At 41.1% G+C, this 18,000-nt stretch carries 20 protein-coding genes; 17 read left to right on the top strand and 3 right to left on the bottom strand.

Annotated features, from left to right (window positions below):
- The first annotated feature begins 5 nt into the window (after positions 1 to 5).
- Positions 6 to 2,576, top strand: a complete 2,571-nt coding sequence (locus ACQKKK_RS02805) for a vitamin B12-dependent ribonucleotide reductase (protein WP_427613894.1) — start codon at positions 6 to 8, stop codon at positions 2,574 to 2,576.
- A gap of 145 nt (positions 2,577 to 2,721) precedes the next feature.
- On the opposite strand, the gene ACQKKK_RS02810 is transcribed toward ACQKKK_RS02805, so the two are convergent.
- On the bottom strand, positions 2,722 to 2,907 hold the full coding sequence (locus ACQKKK_RS02810) for a hypothetical protein (RefSeq protein ID WP_061464013.1): 186 nt from the start codon (positions 2,905 to 2,907) through the stop codon (positions 2,722 to 2,724).
- A 136-nt stretch (positions 2,908 to 3,043) separates the two neighbouring features.
- On the opposite strand from ACQKKK_RS02810, the gene splB reads away from it, so the two are divergent.
- Positions 3,044 to 4,069, top strand: a complete 1,026-nt coding sequence (splB, locus tag ACQKKK_RS02815; protein WP_427613895.1) for a spore photoproduct lyase — start codon at positions 3,044 to 3,046, stop codon at positions 4,067 to 4,069.
- An 80-nt stretch (positions 4,070 to 4,149) separates the two neighbouring features.
- Positions 4,150 to 5,031 (top strand): patatin-like phospholipase family protein, encoded by an 882-nt coding sequence (locus ACQKKK_RS02820; protein ID WP_427613896.1) that lies wholly within the window; start codon positions 4,150 to 4,152, stop codon positions 5,029 to 5,031.
- 22 nt (positions 5,032 to 5,053) lie between these two features.
- Here the strand turns inward: ACQKKK_RS02820 and ACQKKK_RS02825 are convergent, their stop codons facing one another.
- Both ACQKKK_RS02825 and ACQKKK_RS02830 read right to left on the bottom strand, forming a co-directional pair.
- On the bottom strand, positions 5,054 to 5,428 hold the full coding sequence (locus tag ACQKKK_RS02825; RefSeq protein ID WP_061464010.1) for an SA1362 family protein: 375 nt from the start codon (positions 5,426 to 5,428) through the stop codon (positions 5,054 to 5,056).
- 138 nt (positions 5,429 to 5,566) lie between these two features.
- Positions 5,567 to 6,520, bottom strand: a complete 954-nt coding sequence (locus tag ACQKKK_RS02830; protein WP_427613898.1) for a DUF1385 domain-containing protein — start codon at positions 6,518 to 6,520, stop codon at positions 5,567 to 5,569.
- A gap of 332 nt (positions 6,521 to 6,852) precedes the next feature.
- On the opposite strand from ACQKKK_RS02830, the gene ACQKKK_RS02835 reads away from it, so the two are divergent.
- From ACQKKK_RS02835 to accC, 14 genes are all read left to right on the top strand, one after another.
- Positions 6,853 to 7,362, top strand: a complete 510-nt coding sequence (locus tag ACQKKK_RS02835) for a YqhR family membrane protein (RefSeq protein ID WP_427613899.1) — start codon at positions 6,853 to 6,855, stop codon at positions 7,360 to 7,362.
- A 95-nt stretch (positions 7,363 to 7,457) separates the two neighbouring features.
- On the top strand, positions 7,458 to 7,904 hold the full coding sequence (aroQ, locus tag ACQKKK_RS02840; protein ID WP_427613901.1) for a type II 3-dehydroquinate dehydratase: 447 nt from the start codon (positions 7,458 to 7,460) through the stop codon (positions 7,902 to 7,904).
- The gene (locus ACQKKK_RS02845; protein WP_427613903.1) at positions 7,905 to 8,966 is read left to right on the top strand and encodes a M24 family metallopeptidase; all 1,062 of its coding nucleotides are present in this window, start codon (positions 7,905 to 7,907) and stop codon (positions 8,964 to 8,966) included.
- Positions 8,967 to 8,992: 26 nt separating this feature from the next.
- A complete protein-coding gene (gene efp / locus ACQKKK_RS02850; RefSeq protein WP_034308328.1) occupies positions 8,993 to 9,550 on the top strand; it encodes an elongation factor P in 558 nt (185 codons plus the stop codon).
- Positions 9,551 to 10,245: 695 nt separating this feature from the next.
- Positions 10,246 to 11,178 (top strand): stage III sporulation protein AA, encoded by a 933-nt coding sequence (gene spoIIIAA / locus ACQKKK_RS02855; RefSeq protein WP_427613905.1) that lies wholly within the window; start codon positions 10,246 to 10,248, stop codon positions 11,176 to 11,178.
- The gene (gene spoIIIAB / locus ACQKKK_RS02860; protein ID WP_427613907.1) at positions 11,171 to 11,686 is read left to right on the top strand and encodes a stage III sporulation protein SpoIIIAB; all 516 of its coding nucleotides are present in this window, start codon (positions 11,171 to 11,173) and stop codon (positions 11,684 to 11,686) included. Before spoIIIAA ends, spoIIIAB begins: the two co-directional genes overlap by 8 nt.
- Positions 11,687 to 11,707: 21 nt before the next feature.
- Positions 11,708 to 11,911, top strand: coding sequence for a stage III sporulation protein AC (gene spoIIIAC / locus ACQKKK_RS02865; RefSeq protein WP_034308319.1), 204 nt, complete (start codon positions 11,708 to 11,710; stop codon positions 11,909 to 11,911).
- A 23-nt stretch (positions 11,912 to 11,934) separates the two neighbouring features.
- On the top strand, positions 11,935 to 12,315 hold the full coding sequence (gene spoIIIAD / locus ACQKKK_RS02870) for a stage III sporulation protein AD (protein WP_427614061.1): 381 nt from the start codon (positions 11,935 to 11,937) through the stop codon (positions 12,313 to 12,315).
- Positions 12,316 to 12,348: 33 nt separating this feature from the next.
- Positions 12,349 to 13,557, top strand: a complete 1,209-nt coding sequence (gene spoIIIAE, locus ACQKKK_RS02875; protein WP_427613909.1) for a stage III sporulation protein AE — start codon at positions 12,349 to 12,351, stop codon at positions 13,555 to 13,557.
- 17 nt (positions 13,558 to 13,574) lie between these two features.
- The gene (spoIIIAF, locus tag ACQKKK_RS02880) at positions 13,575 to 14,183 is read left to right on the top strand and encodes a stage III sporulation protein AF (protein WP_427613911.1); all 609 of its coding nucleotides are present in this window, start codon (positions 13,575 to 13,577) and stop codon (positions 14,181 to 14,183) included.
- A 7-nt stretch (positions 14,184 to 14,190) separates the two neighbouring features.
- Positions 14,191 to 14,859, top strand: a complete 669-nt coding sequence (gene spoIIIAG, locus ACQKKK_RS02885) for a stage III sporulation protein AG (RefSeq protein ID WP_427613913.1) — start codon at positions 14,191 to 14,193, stop codon at positions 14,857 to 14,859.
- Positions 14,860 to 14,873: 14 nt separating this feature from the next.
- The gene (locus ACQKKK_RS02890) at positions 14,874 to 15,479 is read left to right on the top strand and encodes a SpoIIIAH-like family protein (RefSeq protein ID WP_427613915.1); all 606 of its coding nucleotides are present in this window, start codon (positions 14,874 to 14,876) and stop codon (positions 15,477 to 15,479) included.
- A gap of 625 nt (positions 15,480 to 16,104) precedes the next feature.
- The gene (accB, locus tag ACQKKK_RS02895) at positions 16,105 to 16,602 is read left to right on the top strand and encodes an acetyl-CoA carboxylase biotin carboxyl carrier protein (protein ID WP_427613917.1); all 498 of its coding nucleotides are present in this window, start codon (positions 16,105 to 16,107) and stop codon (positions 16,600 to 16,602) included.
- Positions 16,603 to 16,616: 14 nt separating this feature from the next.
- Positions 16,617 to 17,969: an acetyl-CoA carboxylase biotin carboxylase subunit gene (gene accC / locus ACQKKK_RS02900; protein ID WP_427613918.1), complete on the top strand. Its 1,353-nt coding sequence runs from the start codon at positions 16,617 to 16,619 to the stop codon at positions 17,967 to 17,969.
- Positions 17,970 to 18,000: the final 31 nt, after the last annotated feature.

Below are 18,000 nucleotides of genomic sequence, written 5' to 3' on the forward strand. Positions count from 1 at the left end.
GAATTATGTCGGTTGTAATAAAAGAAGCTTTAAAGGTTGATCTAGAAAGGTTGAATAAGGATATTTCTTTATTTCCCCAGGTTCACCCTGTAACTGCTGATATGAAAATGGCGCATAAGGGCGTGTCCCGTCTAGTCATGCTTGACCGCTATTCTTTTAAGGATACTGAAAAAATCACACTCTCGGCAGGCGATTTCGTAGTGTTGACGATTAAGGAAGATCCGAAATTCCCTGCAAGGGGTCTCGGTTACATCGTTGAAATAGATTGGGAAACGAAAAAAGCCAAAGTATTGGTGGATGAAGAATTCCGTGGCGTATTGGATAATCCGGAAGAAGTGGAGACGGGGATTGTAAACCGTCCGCTGGATATTATCGAGAAGCCGCTTGAAATATACTATGAACAAATTGCGAAACGTAATGCAACGGGCTTGGCTTCAGTGGAAACCACGGAAGAAAAAAGAACGGAATGGTTCAATAAATTCTATGAAGAATTAAAGAACCTTAATTTTGTTCCGGCAGGACGGGTATTATATGGTGCTGGTTCCAATACGGATGTTACTTATTTCAACTGCTATGTGATGCCATTCGTACCGGATTCACGTGAAGGGATTTCAGAACACAGGAAACAAGTGATGGAAATCATGAGCCGCGGAGGCGGAGTGGGTACGAACGGATCGACACTGCGTCCAAGAAACACTCTGGCAAAAGGGGTTAATGGAAAATCCTCGGGTTCAGTGTCGTGGCTTGATGATATCGCGAAATTGACGCATCTTGTTGAACAGGGCGGTAGCAGACGCGGTGCGCAAATGATCATGCTTGCTGATTGGCATCCGGATATTGCAGAGTTCATCATTTCTAAAATGCAAAATCCAAGAATCCTTCGTTACCTAGTGGAAAACACTAAAGATGAGGCGATCAAGAAATATGCGACGGATAAATTGAAATTCACGCCGCACACCGAACAGGAAACGGCTATGTATCAAGGAATCATCAATTATAAGGAAATTCCCGGTCTAGGTGGATTTAGTGAAAAAATCATTAGGGATGCAGAGGAAAAGATCCGTACAGGCGGAACGTACAGTGTCCATAATTCCGATTTTCTGACTGGCGCAAACATCTCGATATGCTTGACAAAGGAATTTATGGAAGCGGCAGAACAAGATGCGGAATACGAATTGCGTTTTCCTGATGTTGAAAGCTATGATGCCGAAGAAATGGCTACTTATAATCAAGAATGGCATAAAGTCGGTGATGTTCGCCAATGGGAGAAAATGGGACACAAAGTCCGTGTTTACCGTAAAATCCGGGCTAAGGAGCTTTGGAACTTAATAAACATTTGTGCAACATATTCTGCAGAACCAGGTATTTTCTTTATCGATAATGCTAATGAAATGACAAACGCCAAAGCATACGGTCAACAGGTCGTAGCTACGAACCCATGCGGCGAACAACCATTGGCCCCATATTCAGTATGTAACCTTGCTGCTGTCAATTTGGCTGAAATGGCTGATAAAGATAGCAAAACCGTTAATTTCGAGAAACTTAAGCAGACCGTCGAAGTCGGTGTACGTATGCAGGACAATGTCATTGATGCAACTCCTTATTTCTTGGATGAAAACAAAAAACAGGCACTGGGCGAGCGACGGGTTGGACTTGGTGTAATGGGTCTGCATGACCTGTTGATCTACTGTGAAACGGAATACGGATCTGAAGAAGGAAATATTCTGGTTGACAAGGTGTTTGAAACGATTGCGACTACAGCCTACAGGGCATCCGTGGAACTTGCTAAAGAAAAAGGCAGTTTCCCGTTCCTGATCGGATCAACGGAGAAAGAAACCGATGAGCTTAGAACGCGTTTCACACAAACTGGATTTATGGAAAAAATGCCGGAAGATATCAGGGAAAGCGTTGCTGCATATGGCATCCGTAACTCTCATTTATTGACAGTGGCTCCTACAGGAAGCACAGGAACGATGGTTGGGGTATCAACAGGTCTTGAACCATATTTCTCCTTCACGTATTTCCGCAGCGGCCGTCTGGGCAAATTCATTGAAGTTAAGGCTGATATTGTACAGGAATACTTGGACCGTCATCCAGAAGCTGATACAGAAGAGCTTCCAAAATGGTTCATTTCCGCTATGGAATTAGCACCTGAAGCCCATGCGGATGTTCAATGCATCATTCAACGCTGGATTGACAGCTCAATCAGTAAAACGGTCAATGCTCCAAAAGGATATACTGTCGAACAAGTTGAAAAAGTATATGAACGTCTATATAAAGGCGGAGCAAAAGGCGGTACAGTATATGTGGATGGCAGCCGTGACAGTCAGGTTCTCACGCTCAAAGCGGAAGAAAACCAAATGGACGAACAGCTCGAAATGGACGAATTGACAGATGTGGAAGTAAAGAAAAAAGTCGTATTGGTCGATACGATAAATGAACTGCGTTCGACGAATGTTACGATTGGGTCGGAAGTGGGCAACACTTGCCCGGTCTGTCGTAAAGGTGAAGTCCAGGAAATGGGCGGATGTAATACTTGCACGAATTGCGGAGCACAACTAAAATGTGGGCTATAAGCTAATAAAAGGGAAGTCGTTAAGTGTGCTGAAAAGCTAATCTTAACGGCTTTTTTCATATATGTAGGATAGTAACAGTCTGTTCAATTACATACCAATAGGGAAGACCGAATCATGAAGAATTCGGTCTTCTTTTTGCGTTCAATCAACCATTTTCATTTTGTTGACCTATTTCCTTTTCGGCCAGATATTGGTTTCCATCCTTTAATACCGAAAATTCATCGACTGAGTCTCCAGGGATATTCCTGGGATTAGGATATTTATTATCTGTTTGGACGGTAATCGTTTGTTTCCCCATCCCGTTTGTCAAGAATTCTCGTTTATTAGCCATTTTGCATCTCCTTCATTTGGATTTCCAATTAAAAACAATCATGAGGATAACAGAAAAAAGAAAAACTATCCTTATTAATTAGATTGTCTAGTTCGATTGAAAGTATGAACAAATCCATAAAAGAATGGAGAACGAAATGAAACCATTTATGCCACAGTTAGTATATATCGAGCCGAGGGCATTGGAATACCCGCTTGGCCGGGAATTGAAAAAGAAATTCGAGGATTTGAACATTGAAATTCGTGAGACCACATCACATAACCAAATTAGGGATCTTCCTGGAGAAAATGATCAGCAAAAATATCGTGTCGCCAAGTCGACGCTTGTGGTGGGCATCAGGAAAACATTGAAATTCGATTCTTCAAAGCCATCTGCTGAATATGCCATCCCTCTTGCTACCGGGTGTATGGGGCATTGTCATTATTGTTATTTACAGACGACACTCGGATCAAAGCCATACATTAGGACATATGTGAATCTCGAGGAGATTTTTGAGGCAGCCGAAAAATATATCAATGAGAGAAAGCCTGAAATTACTCGTTTTGAGGCGGCCTGTACTTCAGATATCGTTGGAATTGATCATTTGACACATTCGTTAAAAAGGGCTATAGAATATTTTGGAAAAAGTGAATATGGGGTTTTAAGGTTCGTAACTAAATTTCATCATGTCGACCACCTGTTGGATGCTGAACATAATGGAAAAACGAGATTTCGGTTCAGTATAAATTCACGTTACGTAATAAAGAACTTCGAGCCCGGAACTTCGAGTTTCGAGGAAAGAATGGAAGCGGCACGTAAAGTGGCAGGTGCCGGATACCCCCTGGGTTTTATCGTAGCTCCAATATATCGTCATGAAGCATGGAAGGAGGGCTACCATGAATTATTCGAACGGTTAAGTGAGGCGTTAAAAGGGGTGGATATCCCGGACTTGACTTTTGAACTAATCCAGCATCGGTTTACTGGACCTGCTAAAAAAGTAATTCAAAAAAACTATCCGAAAACAAAATTGGAACTGGACGAAACGAAGCGCAAATATAAATGGGGCCGATATGGAATTGGCAAATATGTTTACCAAACCGAAGAAGCCGCAGAACTGGAAACGGCCATTCGTGGGTATATAGCGGGATTTTTCCCTAAAGCGGAAATTCAGTATTTTACCTGAGGCAATTTTTCATATAAAACTGTCATAAATCGCTCTAATCCCGCTTAGAAATGTAAAGACCGGATTAGGGGAGGGCAGCTATGATTATTGACGGCGTTTTTTCCGGAGGCGGGATTAAGGCATATGGTTTAGTAGGAGCCTTGCAGGAATTGGAGGAGCGTGGATTTGTATTTCAAAAGACAGCTGGAACAAGTGCAGGTTCCATTATAGCAGCTTTTATAGCAGCTGGTTATACAGGAAAAGAAATGGAAGAGGTTTTTCTTGATATAGAATTAACTAGCTTGCTTGATAAGAGGTGGGGCCTATTACCTATCCCACTTGCCAAGTGGCTACTTGTTTATTGGAAATTAGGTTTATATAAAGGGGAAGCCTTGGAAAAATGGGTGGCCGCTAAACTTGCCGAAAGGAATGTAGTCACCTTTAATGATGTGCCACCGAAATCTCTCCGTATCATAACCTCCGACATTACACATGGGAAATTGGTGGTACTGCCTGATGATTTACCTAACTATGGAATTGATCCGATGACTTTTCCAGTGGCCAAGGCAGTAAGAATGAGTTGTAGCATTCCCTATTTCTTTGAGCCAGTCAAACTTTATGTCGGAAAAAGCAGGGTCCTTTTTGTGGATGGAGGTGTGTTAAGCAATTTTCCAATGTGGTTATTCAATTCAGATCAAGTAAGAAAGGAACGGCCGGTCATAGGCTTGCGACTAAGTGTTGAGGAGATATGGAAACCGCATGAAGTGGATAATGCGCTTGAATTGTTCTCCGCACTATTCAAAACGATGAAAGATGCCCATGATGCACGTTATATTTCCAAGAAACACGTCCAGAATATTGTTTTTATCCCGATGAAGGGAATTTCTGCAATGGATTTCAATCTGAATGATGAAAAAAAGGGAGAATTGATGAATCGGGGCAGACAGTGCACGAAAGAATTCCTTAAGAGATGGACATATTAATAAACATAAAAAAATCGGGCTTTTAAAAAGAAGCCCGATTTTTCTTTTTATTCTTTTTTCCTTCAATGACTGTTAAGTGACTATCCGTTTTCTTTCTCACTTTTATTTTTTTTGATGATTTTGCTGCAGAAAAGCTAGCCACATTATCCTTTTTCGAAGTTCGGTTTTTTAGCCTTTTTTTCGATTGGCGTGCAGCCTTTCGGAATGCTTGCTGCTCTTTTTTAACTGGTTTTCCCTTTGTTAATCCGGTATAAATCATATAAATAATCCCTGCGACAATGGCTATTATGAGAATGTTTCTAAAAAAGCCAATCGGGTCATTAAATAGTCGGCTCATTAGTCCGAGGACTCCGAGGGCAATGATTCCGTATATCATGAAAGATATGAAACGTTTCAACAAAGACACCTCCTTAAGAGCATCATAAGCATTTTTTGCTTATTTTAAACATTCTTCATGTAAAATACTTGAAATTAATGAAGATTATTCACTTAATTTAGTATATGATTTTTCATAATCAAAATGTGTATAGGTGCTTTACACAATAACGTCGGATTCTAAACCTTTTTCGGTCTCTTTTTCCATCCTCAACAATTCATGGAAGGATGCCAATGCGACTTCGACTTGATCGTCGGTAGGGGCTTTGGTTGTCAATAACTGAAGCCAAAGGCCAGGATAGCCAAGGTAACGCAGAATTGGAATATCTCTTACTTTGTTGGTCAACTGCAATACCTCGAAGGCAATGCCAAGCACTACGGGGATAAGCAAAACGCGATCCACGACACGCAGCCATAATGGATCGATCGGAACAAGCATATAGACAAACATGCCAACAATGACTGTAAATAAAATAAAGCTGCTGCCACAGCGATAATGAAGGCGTGAACTTGCCTGCACATTTGCTACGGTCAATTCTTTTCCGCTTTCAAAGCAATTGATCACCTTATGCTCTGCACCGTGATACTGAAAGACCCGCTTGATCATTGGAGTCATGGATACCAAGTAAATGTATACCAGTAATAATATCAACTTGAACAAGCTTTCGATTAAAACCTGTTCCATTCGGCCACTGAAGATGGGTCTTGTCAATGCGGCAAGAAATACTGGAACCAAAGTGAAAAGCAGCTTCCCGAAAAGGAAGGAAAGCACACCGATTACGGCAACTCCAAGCCATACACTTAATTTAGAAGATTCTTTAGTTTCCTTTTTCTTTTCGTCCTGCTTTTCCCCTTCTTCTTCTTCATACTGTTCAGTGGAAAAGTTCAGATGTTTTGAACCGACGGCACTTGACTGAATCAGTGATACGATACCCCGTAGAAACGGTACTTTTTTTAAGCGGTTGACAACAGGTTTCGATTTACGCGGCAGATGATAATAGACAATCGTTGAATCTTTGCGGCGTACCGCAGTGACTGTGTGATGTTTGCCGCCAAACATGACGCCTTCCACAACAGCCTGCCCTCCATAAACGGGTTTTTGGACCTCAGACATTTCTACACCAACCTAATAGTTATTCACGTAGCTCTCTCATGGGTGCTAACATGTTTATTATCAAGTATCACAAGGGAGAAGACAGTCTCCAAAATTTAAGTGACGGCCTTATCCCTGCAATTACTTTATGAATGTTAAATCACAGGAAGGTAGTATCCTGTGTACATTATAAACTTCAACAGAGGATGGGTATTTTCCTCTGAAAAAAGTACATTATTTATGATTTAATCATACAGAAAAAATCACAAAACCTCTAGTGATTCTCCTCCCTAAGAATAAAAAAAAATAGTTCTATTTAACAAAGGGCATACTACGTAGCGGAGGTGCTTGATATGTCTTCTAATATAAATGGACAAATTCAACAGGAAAATCAAAGTGCGATCTACAATGTACTAGCTATCGGTTTTGTTGGGGGGGCTGCAGCAAGCTTTATCGGAATCATAGCCCATTATGTTAATTTTATGGGGTTTAGCCCAAAATTCATACTTACTTCGTGGTCGAATATGGCCTGGATCGATCACTGGCTTGGTACGGTAATGACCATACTTTTGTTCGGAATTCTTTCCGTGGGGATTGCTTTTATTTACTATAGTCTTTTTAAAAGGATGAAGAGTATTTTTTCGGGGATTTTTTTTGGAGTGGTTTGCTGGGTTTTGCTGGTATTTGTTCTGAAACCGATGTTCGCCGATTTGCCAACCATTTCAAAAATGTCGTCAAATACGATTATAACCAGTGTCTGCATTTTTATTTTATACGGTCTTTTTGTAGGGTATTCTATATCATATGATCATCAGGAATATCTACGTCAAAAAAACAAGGCCGAGAAGCAATCGGAAAGCTGATTGCTTTCTTGGTTGTAAAAAAGTAGTAAGACAATTTGTAATTATGATAGAATGTTCATGGAAAGCATTCTTTTAATGATGAGCAGGTGTTTGATGTGACAAAAATCTTATTAATCAATGGTCCGAATTTAAACCGCTTGGGGAAGCGGGAACCTGCGCATTATGGATCCTCGACACTTGCGGATCTGGAAGCTCTATTACTGCAGCAAGCTCAAGGGTTAAATGTGGAACTAATCTCTTTTCAAACTAACCATGAAGGAGCGATTATCGACAAGCTCCATTGGTCAGAGGATTATGGGATCGACGGGATTATCATTAATCCTGGAGCTTTTACTCATTATAGCTATGCGATTCGTGATGCAATAGCCGGAATTGATGTTCCAGTTGTGGAAGTGCATATTTCGAACATACATGCCCGTGAAAGCTTTCGGCATGAATCGGTGACCGCGCCGGTATCGGCGGGACAGATTGTCGGCTTGGGGATACACGGATATGAATTGGCGTTGCAGGCGATCACAAAGATTGCAAAGGGGAGAAATTAAATGAATAGACTAATGCGCTTAAGAGCCTCAATGGAAAAGGTGGGCATTGATGGTTTTTTGATCACCAGTACATATAACCGCCGATTCATGACCAATTTTACGGGAAGTGCAGGCGTCGTCCTGATTTCCCAAAATGAAGCTAAATTCATCACTGATTTCAGATACGTGGAACAAGCAGGAAAGCAGGCTACGGACTATGAAATCGTCCAACACAAGGGCACCATCACCGAAGAGGTCGGTAAGCAGGTAAAAGAGATGAAAATCGGCACACTGGGCTTTGAGCAAGAGCATCTGACTTTTGCCACATATAAGGCATACGAAGCGGCCATTGAAGGACAACTTTTGCCGGTGTCTGGAGTTATTGAGAATTTACGCTTGATAAAGACTTCATCAGAGATTAAGATATTAAAGGAAGCGGCTGCTATTGCTGACGCTGCCTTTACACATATTCTGGATTACATGCGTCCAGGGATTTCAGAACTGGATGTATCCAATGAACTTGAATTCTTTATGAGGAAACAGGGGGCAACTTCCTCTTCCTTTGATATTATCGTTGCATCTGGCGTAAGGTCCGCTCTCCCGCATGGAGTTGCTACGGATAAAATCATTGAAAAAGGCGATTTTGTCACATTGGATTACGGAGCATACTATAACGGGTATGTGTCTGACATAACTCGGACATTAGCAGTTGGCAAGCCGAGTGAAGAACTTATTAACATTTATGACATTGTTTTAGAAGCGCAACTGCGCGGAATGGCTGGGATTAAACCTGGGATGACGGGCAGGGAAGCGGATGCACTAACTCGTAATTTAATTGAAGAAAAGGGATTCGGGCAGTATTTTGGACATTCGACTGGACATGGAATCGGTCTGGAAGTCCATGAAGGTCCTGCATTATCTTTAAGGTCTGATATCATTTTAGAACCAGGTATGGCCGTAACCGTCGAGCCGGGCATTTACTTACCGGGTGTTGGCGGAGTTCGGATTGAAGATGATACAATCGTTACAATTGAAGGTAACGAAGCACTTACTCATTCAACGAAAGAGTTAATCATTCTGTAAACATGTACATGTAGGAGGACAAATTTATGATTTCTGTAAACGATTTTCGCACGGGTGTTACGATTGAAGTAGATAATGGGATTTGGCAGGTTATCGAGTTCCAACATGTTAAACCTGGTAAAGGTGCAGCTTTTGTACGTTCTAAACTTCGTAATCTTCGTACAGGTTCAATCCAAGAGAAAACATTCCGTGCTGGTGAAAAAGTCGCTAAAGCACATATCGAAAACCGCAAGATGCAGTACCTTTATGCAAGTGGTGATAGCCATGTATTCATGGATAACGAAACATATGACCAAATCGAGCTGCCAGCTTCAAGCATTGAGCGTGAATTGAAATTCCTTAAAGAAAATATGGAAGTCCATATCATGACTTTCCAAGCAGAAACACTTGGGGTAGAGCTTCCAAACACTGTAGAACTGGAAGTGGCGGAAACTGAGCCGGGAATAAAAGGCGATACATCTTCAGGCGGAACGAAATCAGCCGTACTTGAGACGGGCCTTTCGGTTCAAGTTCCATTCTTCATCAACCAAGGTGACAAATTATTGATCAATACAAATGAAGGCTCTTACGTATCACGTGCATAAATGAAAGATGGCCGAGATTAATATCTCGGTTTCAGTTGTAGACAAAAAGGTTTCGGAATGGTCTCTCATTCCGAAACCTTTTTTATTTTTTATGGGATTTGACTTCATGATGACGCAGATGATCTGCTTCTTCCATATATTCTTGCCAAATATGGTGTGTCACTACTTTCTAATGGTCTTTACTTTCGGTACACTGTGATAAAAATGAACAAATCGCACAAAAGGATATTTGTACTCACGATAGCCCTCTTTAATCTCTATTTTACAAGCTGGCACCAGTTGATCTAAAGTAATCATTTCAAGCTGGTCTCGCTGAATAGAATCATGTTTTAAAAAGAATCCTTATCACCTCAAGTTTTTTTCATCCTTCTTTTTTAAAAAGACTGTAGGAAGGTGTCTATCTTAATGTTAAACCAAAGTTGATTGGGAACGGAAGGTACGAGACTTCTGCGGGAAAAGCGTGCCCTCGGGTTCCAATCAACGTCCAAATTGTACAAGCCATAAAAAAACTTAGACAAACTCGCTTTCTTCGAATTTGTCTACAGCCTGAGACCGAGATTGATTTCGCGGTCTTTTTTTTGTCTTTTTTAGAGGCCAGAAGATATAAAAGATCTGTTTCTTTATTAGCCTGTCATCATTACGGTCTGGTCGGCATATATTTTATTGAAAGTGGTGTATACAGGAGGATTGTCAAAATGGAAACGATTCTTTCATTTTTACCGAAAAAATTATACGAGCAACTCCGGGGCATGACACCGATGATGATTGAAAAGATGGAAGAGCTGCGGATTCGCGTTGGAAGGCCGCTTGAGGTCATTGTAGGTGGGGAACCTTTCTTCTTTTCCTATGAAGTGACCCATTCGGATGCAGATCAATTATTGAATCAAATCGGTCAATTTTCGTTATATACACTTGAGGAAGAATTAAAGCGGGGATATATAACTATAGCGGGCGGACACCGGGTGGGTCTTGCTGGCAAAGTGATCCTGGAAAATGGGTCGGTCAAAGCGATCAGGGACATTTCCTCATTCAATATTCGGATTGCACGTGAAAAGATAGGTGCTGCTGAACCGCTAACATCTTATTTATATAATGGGGAATGGCAACATACAATGTTGATCGGTGCTCCGCAAACAGGAAAAACAACCGTATTGCGTGATATTGCAAGAATGATATCCAGTGGAAATGAAAAACGGGGAATTCCCCCTCAAAAGGTGGGAATAGTGGACGAGCGCTCAGAAATTGCCGGATGTGTTCATGGGGTGCCGCAGCTCGAATTTGGAACAAGGGTGGATGTGCTCGATGGATGTCCTAAAGCGGAAGGGATGATGATGATGATCCGTTCGATGTCCCCGGATGTATTGATCGTGGATGAAATAGGCCGCGCTGAGGATACACAAGCTGTGCTTGAAGCAGTGAATGCAGGTATTAAACTCATAATAACTACACATGGCCATACATTGGGTGAAATTAAGAAGCGGCCTTTTATCGCTGAAATATTAAAGCAAAACATCTTTGAACGCTTTATAGAATTACAGAGAAGCAAATCCGGAAAAAGGAGCTATAAAGTCCTTGATACGGCGGGGGTTCCTATTTACTTAAGAGAAGGTGTGAAACCGCATGTTTAAGATAATTGGAGCAGCGATAATCATTATTACAACGACATGGGCGGGTTTCGAAGCTGCGAAAAAATTAAGTATGAGGCCTCGTCAACTAAGGCAGCTGAAAGTCGCTATGCAGTCGCTCGAAGCTGAAATCATGTATGGTCATACACCTTTGAAAGAGGCAGCGAGGAAACTGTCTAAGCAGATGGCCAAACCTTTATCCATCTTTTTCGAGACCTTTGCAAATCGACTCGAGTCAGGTGAGACCACCGTCAAAGAAGCATGGGATGATAGTTTGAAGAAAATATGGCAATCCCTTGCTTTAAAACAGGGGGAATTCGAGATACTTTCACAGTTTGGGGAGACGCTTGGAAAAAGCGATAAATATCATCAGCAAAAGCAAATCATGCTAACGATGGCACACTTGGAAAGGGAAGAGAGCGATGCGCTCGACCGACAGGGAAAGTATGAAAAAATGATGAAAAGTCTTGGTTTTTTATCAGGGCTATTATTGATCATTTTGCTGATGTAGGAATATGTGGGGGGAATGAAAATGGGCATTGATGTGGACATCATATTTAAAATAGCCGGTGTGGGGCTAGTTGTGGCATTTCTTCACACGATACTCGATCAGGTTGGGAAGAAGGAATATGCCCAGTGGGTGACACTTTTCGGATTTATCTATATTTTATTCATGGTAGCTTCTGTAGTGGAGGATTTATTTCAAAAAATTAAATCTGTATTCCTATTTCAGTAAGGGAGGGATTCGCGATTGAAATCATAAAAATCGTGGCCATTGCCCTAGTTGCCACCTTTTTGGCCCTGATCGTCAAAGAGCAAAAACCAAATTTCGCATTCCTGCTCGTCATTTTTGTAGGCTGCTCCATTTTTCTTTTTTTAGCGGATAAAATATACGAAATTATTTTAATGTTAGAAAAAATTGCAGTGAATGCGAATGTAAATACCGTATATCTAGAGACCATCTTAAAAATAATCGGAATTGCCTATATTGCCGAATTCGCTACTCAAATTACAAAAGATGCAGGGCAAGGGTCGCTCGCTTCCAAAATAGAATTGAGCGGGAAAATCTTGATTCTTGCTATGGCGATTCCGATTTTGACGGTCATTATCGAAACGATTTTACAGATGCTCCCAAGTTAACGGATTACTCCTACTAGTCAATGAGGTGAATGTATGAAGCAGCGGATGCCTTACTTATCCATTCTATTCGTTTTACTCTTTTTTTTGCATACATCTATTGGACAAGCTGCCGAAAATCCTGAAAATGGTGAAATCGATCAAGAGCCGCTTATGCAGACCGAACTGGTACAAGCCCAAATAGACAGGCTGGGTGTCGATGAGCTCAAACAATATTGGGATGACATCGTTACGGAATATGGTGGGTTCTTACCGGAAAGCCAGAAAGGGAGCTTCATGGATTTTGTAAGCGGCGATAAGAAATTCTCCTTTGACCAATGGATAAAGGGGATTACAAAATTCATTTTTCATGAACTGCTTGTGAATGGTAAGCTGCTGGGCTCACTCATTTTATTAACCGTTTTCAGCATGTTCCTGCAGTCTTTGCAGAACGCGTTCGAACAAAGCTCCGTTAGTAAGATCGCTTATGCAATCGTTTATATGGTGCTGATCATTTTGGCACTTAACAGTTTTCATGTGGCGATAGAATATACAAAAGATACGATAGATTTGATGATTTCCTTTTTAATGGCGCTCATCCCTTTGCTCTTGGCCTTAATTGCCGCTTCAGGCGGACTTGTATCAGCAGCTTTCTTTCACCCGGTCTTAATGTTTTTAATGAATACAAGCGGAATCTTGATCCAGTTTATCGTCCTCCCTCTATTATTCTTTGCAGCGATTTTAAGCATTGTCAGCACGCTGACCGAACATTATAAAGTGACACAGATGGCACAACTTCTCCGTAATTTTGCTATCGGGATACTAGGTGCATTCATGACCATATTCCTTGGTGTCATATCCGTTCAAGGAGCATCCTCCGCTGTAGCAGACGGAGTGACGATCAGGACGGCCAAATTCGTGACAGGTAACTTTATACCGGTAATAGGGCGCATGTTTACTGATGCAACGGATACGGTCATTAGTGCCTCCGTTCTGCTGAAAAATACAGTGGGCTTGTCAGGTGTCATAATTCTCTTGCTCATAACCACATTTCCCGCAATAAAAATCTTGATGATTTCTTTTGTTTATAAATTGGCAGCGAGTCTTTTGCAGCCGCTGGGCGGAGGGCCTGTAATAAAATGTCTTGACGTTATAAGTAAAAGCATGATTTATATTTTTGCAGCACTGGCCATTGTCTCACTCATGTTCTTTTTAAGTATCACAGTAATTATCGCCTCTGGAAACATTACACTGATGGTTCGTTAAGAAAGGAGGAGGGCTTGGTGAGTTTTTTAGCTGGCTGGGTATCTAACATCATCATATTTGTATTGCTGGCTACTGTGATCGATATGCTTCTTCCGAATTCAGCTTTACAGAAGTATGCCAAAATGGTAATCGGACTTTTACTGATTGCGATCATCATCACTCCTATATTGGGATTATTCAATAAGGATTTCGACGAAATCCTCTCTGCGGCTACAAGTGAATTTCAAGATCAGAAAAAAAAAGATTTAGGAAATTTGACAGAAATGAAGAAAAAAGAAATACAAGCTACCCAGGGTGCATATATTTTAAAACAAATGGCTGTTGACTTACAGGCAGAAGTGGAAGAGGAGCTGATGGTGGATTATAACATGAAGATTAGTTCAATTGATGTAGGAGTCAAGAATGAGGAAGAACCGAGCCCTGATGATTTGCAAAACATAACCATATCATTGGAAAAGGCAGAAGGGAAAGCAGACTCGGGGATAGAGGCAGTAGCGAAGGTTGATATCAATGCAGAGAAACCATCCTCTTCGAATGCTGCCAATCTGGATGTTGTAAAAAGGTTTCTGGCAACAAGTTGGTCCGTTGATGAAGAGATCATTGAAATCGCCGGGGAAAGGAAGTGACTGAGTATTGAACAAAGATAAAGGTCCATTATCCTGGCTGCAAAAACTATTAAATAAAGACCCTGACCAAAAAGAGCCTAAGGAAAAAAAACCTTCCCTGTATGTCTATGCTCTAATAGTTGTCCTTTTGGGAGCGGGAATTATGATGGCCGGGAATTTGTTAACCAGCAACCAGACGGGACAAACACCTGAAGTGAAGACTGTTTTCAATAATGATAAACAGGACGATAAAGGGGATGTTGAAACATTCGGCCAGAAGAAATCCGAATTCAAGACAACAAAAGATTATGAAATATATCTTCAGAATGAAATGAAGGAAGCGCTTGAATCCATCGCAGGCGTCAAGGATGTAAAAGTCGTAATCTATGTGGATGCATCCGAGAAAAAAGTATTTGAAAGAAACAAAGTCACCCAAAAACAAGTCACACAAGAAACCGACAAGGAAGGCGGCAAAAGGACGGTTGATGACACATCGGTTGATGATCAGCTTGTGTTGGTCAAAAGCGGTGAAAAAGAAGGACCGATCATTTCGGAAACGAAAAAGCCTAGTGTACGAGGAGTCCTCGTAGTCGCTAAAGGAGCCGAAAACATTCAAATAAAGAAGTGGATCATCGAAGCTGTCACACGTTCACTGGATGTACCGAGTCACAGGGTTTCTGTCATGCCTAAAAAATAAGGGGGAAAATCTACATGTTATTAAAAAAACAAACCGTTTGGTTATTGACTATGCTAAGTCTTGTAGTTGTACTTTCAGTCTATTATTTAACAGCTCCTGAAGAAAATGCCGCCGATATGACGGCAACAGAACAAATGGAAAAGGCAGAAAATAAAACAGAAAGTAAAACAGAAAGTAAAACAGAAAGCAAAGCAGGTACAAAAGGGGAAAATAAAAGTAAAAAAGAAAGTGCCAAAAATACAGAAGGTTCTTCTGTAACCATTGCATCAGGGGATGAGTTTGAATCGTTAAGGATGCAGATTGAAGATGAACGGGCGAAGCTGAATGAAGAATTGACTGCAAAGATGGGCAACACAGAGCTTTCTGCTGAAGAAAGAGACGAGGCCTATGCGAAAATCGAACAATTAAGTGAAACGAAAGTAAAAGAAAATATCATCGAAAACTTAATAGTGGCCATGGATTACAATGCCGCGCTTGTCCGTGTGGATGGAACGGATGTAAAGGTGAGTGTCAAGGCCGATAAACAGACGAAAACAGAGGCCAATAACATTATCCGCCTCGTAAGGAAAGAAGTGAGCGATGCACAAAATGTAGTGGTCGACTTCCAACCGGAAAAGTAATCTCACATACAGATGAAAGAGCTGATACACAACAGTTCATAATCATGAAAATGTGAAAGTCCCCCTTAATAAAAAAAGGGTGACTTTTTTTATTAAGCTTTTTTTCGTGATTATACAAACGGGAAACTTTAGAGGAAAAGTTTTTTTATGTCTATTTATATCAAGAACTCAAATAGAAATGGTGATTATAATTCTCCGTAATATTCTAGAAAAGTAATTATACTGGAATTTATTGCTGGTTTTTCAAGGGTGATTGGCAAAATTCAACTGAAAACGCTGAGGGGATTCAGTTTAAAATTATTCACAATATTATAATAAAGGTGTAATATAGAAGTATGGATATCAAGCTGCAACTAATCTATCATTGAATTTGTATAAGCTAATATTGTATGATGTTAGAAGCTGGTCATAAACTTTTCAATTTTCTAAAGGAAACAATATTTTGAGAAAGTTAAATATCTGTTATAATACAGATGAGGCGTGTATTCAGGTTTATTCGCTTTCGCATGGGGAAGCGACTACTTTGTGCATATATGGACAAGGTAGGATAAGCTAAGGGTAAAAGGTTACATAAAATATTATTGCCTCACAAACTCATATTAAATTAGACAAGGGGTGCCACAAAATGAAAGTGCAAGAAATTCGTGAAATAATTAAGCTAGTCGATCAATCAAATATCAGTGAATTCGTTTTTGAAAATGAAGGAACGAAAATTAAATTGAAAAAAACTGAAACGGGTACAGTATTACAACCAGCAGCTGCTCCAGAAGTTGTTCAAGCCAATGCAGCTGTAGAGGTCAAGCCCGCAGCGGCCCCTGCCCCTGTAGTGCCAAAAGCTGTTGAACCTGCAAAACCGGCTGCTGCCGTCACCGAACAGGAAAATTTACATAAAATCACTTCTCCGATGGTAGGGACATTCTACCAATCTCCTGCACCGGATTCTCCTGCATACGTAAAAGCAGGTGATAAGGTAACAGGGGATTCTATTGTCTGCATCGTGGAAGCTATGAAACTTTTCAATGAAATCGAGGCCGAAGTAACCGGTGAAATCGTTGAAGTCCTTGTAAAAGAAGGTCAACTTGTAGAATATGGCCAACCATTATTTTTAGTAAAACCGGAATGAGGAGCTGTTTCTAAATGATTAAAAAGGTATTGATTGCCAATCGTGGGGAAATTGCAGTCCGAATCATCCGGGCATGCAAAGAATTAGGAATCGAGACTGTAGCGGTCTATTCAGAAGCGGATAAAGAAGCATTACATGTTCAAATTGCTGATGAAGCATATTGCATCGGTCCTAAATTATCAAAAGACAGTTATTTAAATACTACGAACATAATCAGTACAGCCAAGAAAACGGGATCCGATGCGATTCACCCTGGATATGGATTCCTTGCTGAAAATGCTGACTTTGCTGAGCTATGCCGTGAATGTAATATCATTTTCATCGGTCCTAGCCCAGAAGCCATCAATAAAATGGGAACAAAGGACGTAGCAAGGGAAACCATGCGCAAAGCTGGTGTACCGATCGTTCCCGGTTCTAAAGGCATAATTAAAGATACGGATGAGGGTGTAGCCCTAGCTAACGAAATGGGCTATCCAGTCATCATCAAAGCTACTGCCGGCGGTGGCGGTAAAGGTATCCGCGTCGCAAGGACCGAAGAGGATCTCATTAAAGGCATAAGCATCACGCAACAGGAAGCCGCGACGGCATTTGGGAATCCAGGTGTATATATTGAAAAGTTCATTGAGGACTTCCGTCACGTTGAAATTCAGGTCATGGCAGATAACCATGGCAACGCCATACATTTAGGCGAGCGTGATTGTACGGTTCAGCGCCGTTTGCAAAAACTTGTTGAAGAAACTCCATCTCCAGCCCTTGATGGTGAAACACGGGCGGAAATGGGGCAGGCTGCAGTTACGGCTGCTCTTGCCGTTAACTATTCAGGTGCAGGCACAGTTGAATTTATTTATGACTATGTGAATAGAAGATACTACTTTATGGAAATGAATACACGTATCCAGGTTGAGCACCCAGTTACAGAAATGGTAACGGGCGTGGATTTGATTAAAGAACAGATCAAAGTTGCTTCAGGTGACAAACTTTCACTTTCACAAGAAGATGTGACTTTTAACGGATGGTCTATCGAATGCCGGATCAATGCAGAAAATCCAGAAAAGAATTTTATGCCTTCCGCAGGTAAAATTCATATGTATTTACCCCCAGGCGGCTACGGAGTGCGTGTGGATTCTGCGGCATACCCTGGGTACTCGATACCGCCGTATTACGATTCCATGATCGCTAAATTGATTGTCCATGCACCGACGAGGGACGAGGCGATTGAGAAGATGAAACGCGCTTTAGGCGAGTTTGTCATTGAGGGAATCAATACGACAATTCCTTTCCATATTAAGTTACTTCAGCATGAACAATTTGTTTCCGGAGAATTTAATACCAAATTCCTTGAAATATATGATGTAATGAACTCATAATGTAAAGGAAGACAGGAGGTGCTTTTGAATG

It is taken from the genome of Peribacillus sp. NPDC006672 (genome assembly GCF_050274955.1).
Classification (GTDB): Bacteria; Bacillota; Bacilli; order Bacillales; family DSM-1321; genus Peribacillus.

Bases quoted from the DNA above. Each gene is read 5' to 3' on its own strand.
- ACQKKK_RS02805 (WP_427613894.1), top strand. From the start codon at position 6: ATGTCGGTTGTAATAAAAGAAGCTTTAAAGGTTGATCTAGAAAGGTTG.
- ACQKKK_RS02810 (WP_061464013.1), bottom strand. From the start codon at position 2,907: ATGGCTAATAAACGAGAATTCTTGACAAACGGGATGGGGAAACAAACG.
- splB (WP_427613895.1), top strand. From the start codon at position 3,044: ATGAAACCATTTATGCCACAGTTAGTATATATCGAGCCGAGGGCATTG.
- ACQKKK_RS02820 (WP_427613896.1), top strand. From the start codon at position 4,150: ATGATTATTGACGGCGTTTTTTCCGGAGGCGGGATTAAGGCATATGGT.
- ACQKKK_RS02830 (WP_427613898.1), bottom strand. From the start codon at position 6,520: ATGTCTGAGGTCCAAAAACCCGTTTATGGAGGGCAGGCTGTTGTGGAA.
- ACQKKK_RS02835 (WP_427613899.1), top strand. From the start codon at position 6,853: ATGTCTTCTAATATAAATGGACAAATTCAACAGGAAAATCAAAGTGCG.
- ACQKKK_RS02845 (WP_427613903.1), top strand. From the start codon at position 7,905: ATGAATAGACTAATGCGCTTAAGAGCCTCAATGGAAAAGGTGGGCATT.
- efp (WP_034308328.1), top strand. From the start codon at position 8,993: ATGATTTCTGTAAACGATTTTCGCACGGGTGTTACGATTGAAGTAGAT.
- spoIIIAA (WP_427613905.1), top strand. From the start codon at position 10,246: ATGGAAACGATTCTTTCATTTTTACCGAAAAAATTATACGAGCAACTC.
- spoIIIAB (WP_427613907.1), top strand. From the start codon at position 11,171: ATGTTTAAGATAATTGGAGCAGCGATAATCATTATTACAACGACATGG.
- spoIIIAC (WP_034308319.1), top strand. From the start codon at position 11,708: ATGGGCATTGATGTGGACATCATATTTAAAATAGCCGGTGTGGGGCTA.
- spoIIIAE (WP_427613909.1), top strand. From the start codon at position 12,349: ATGAAGCAGCGGATGCCTTACTTATCCATTCTATTCGTTTTACTCTTT.
- ACQKKK_RS02890 (WP_427613915.1), top strand. From the start codon at position 14,874: ATGTTATTAAAAAAACAAACCGTTTGGTTATTGACTATGCTAAGTCTT.
- accB (WP_427613917.1), top strand. From the start codon at position 16,105: ATGAAAGTGCAAGAAATTCGTGAAATAATTAAGCTAGTCGATCAATCA.
- accC (WP_427613918.1), top strand. From the start codon at position 16,617: ATGATTAAAAAGGTATTGATTGCCAATCGTGGGGAAATTGCAGTCCGA.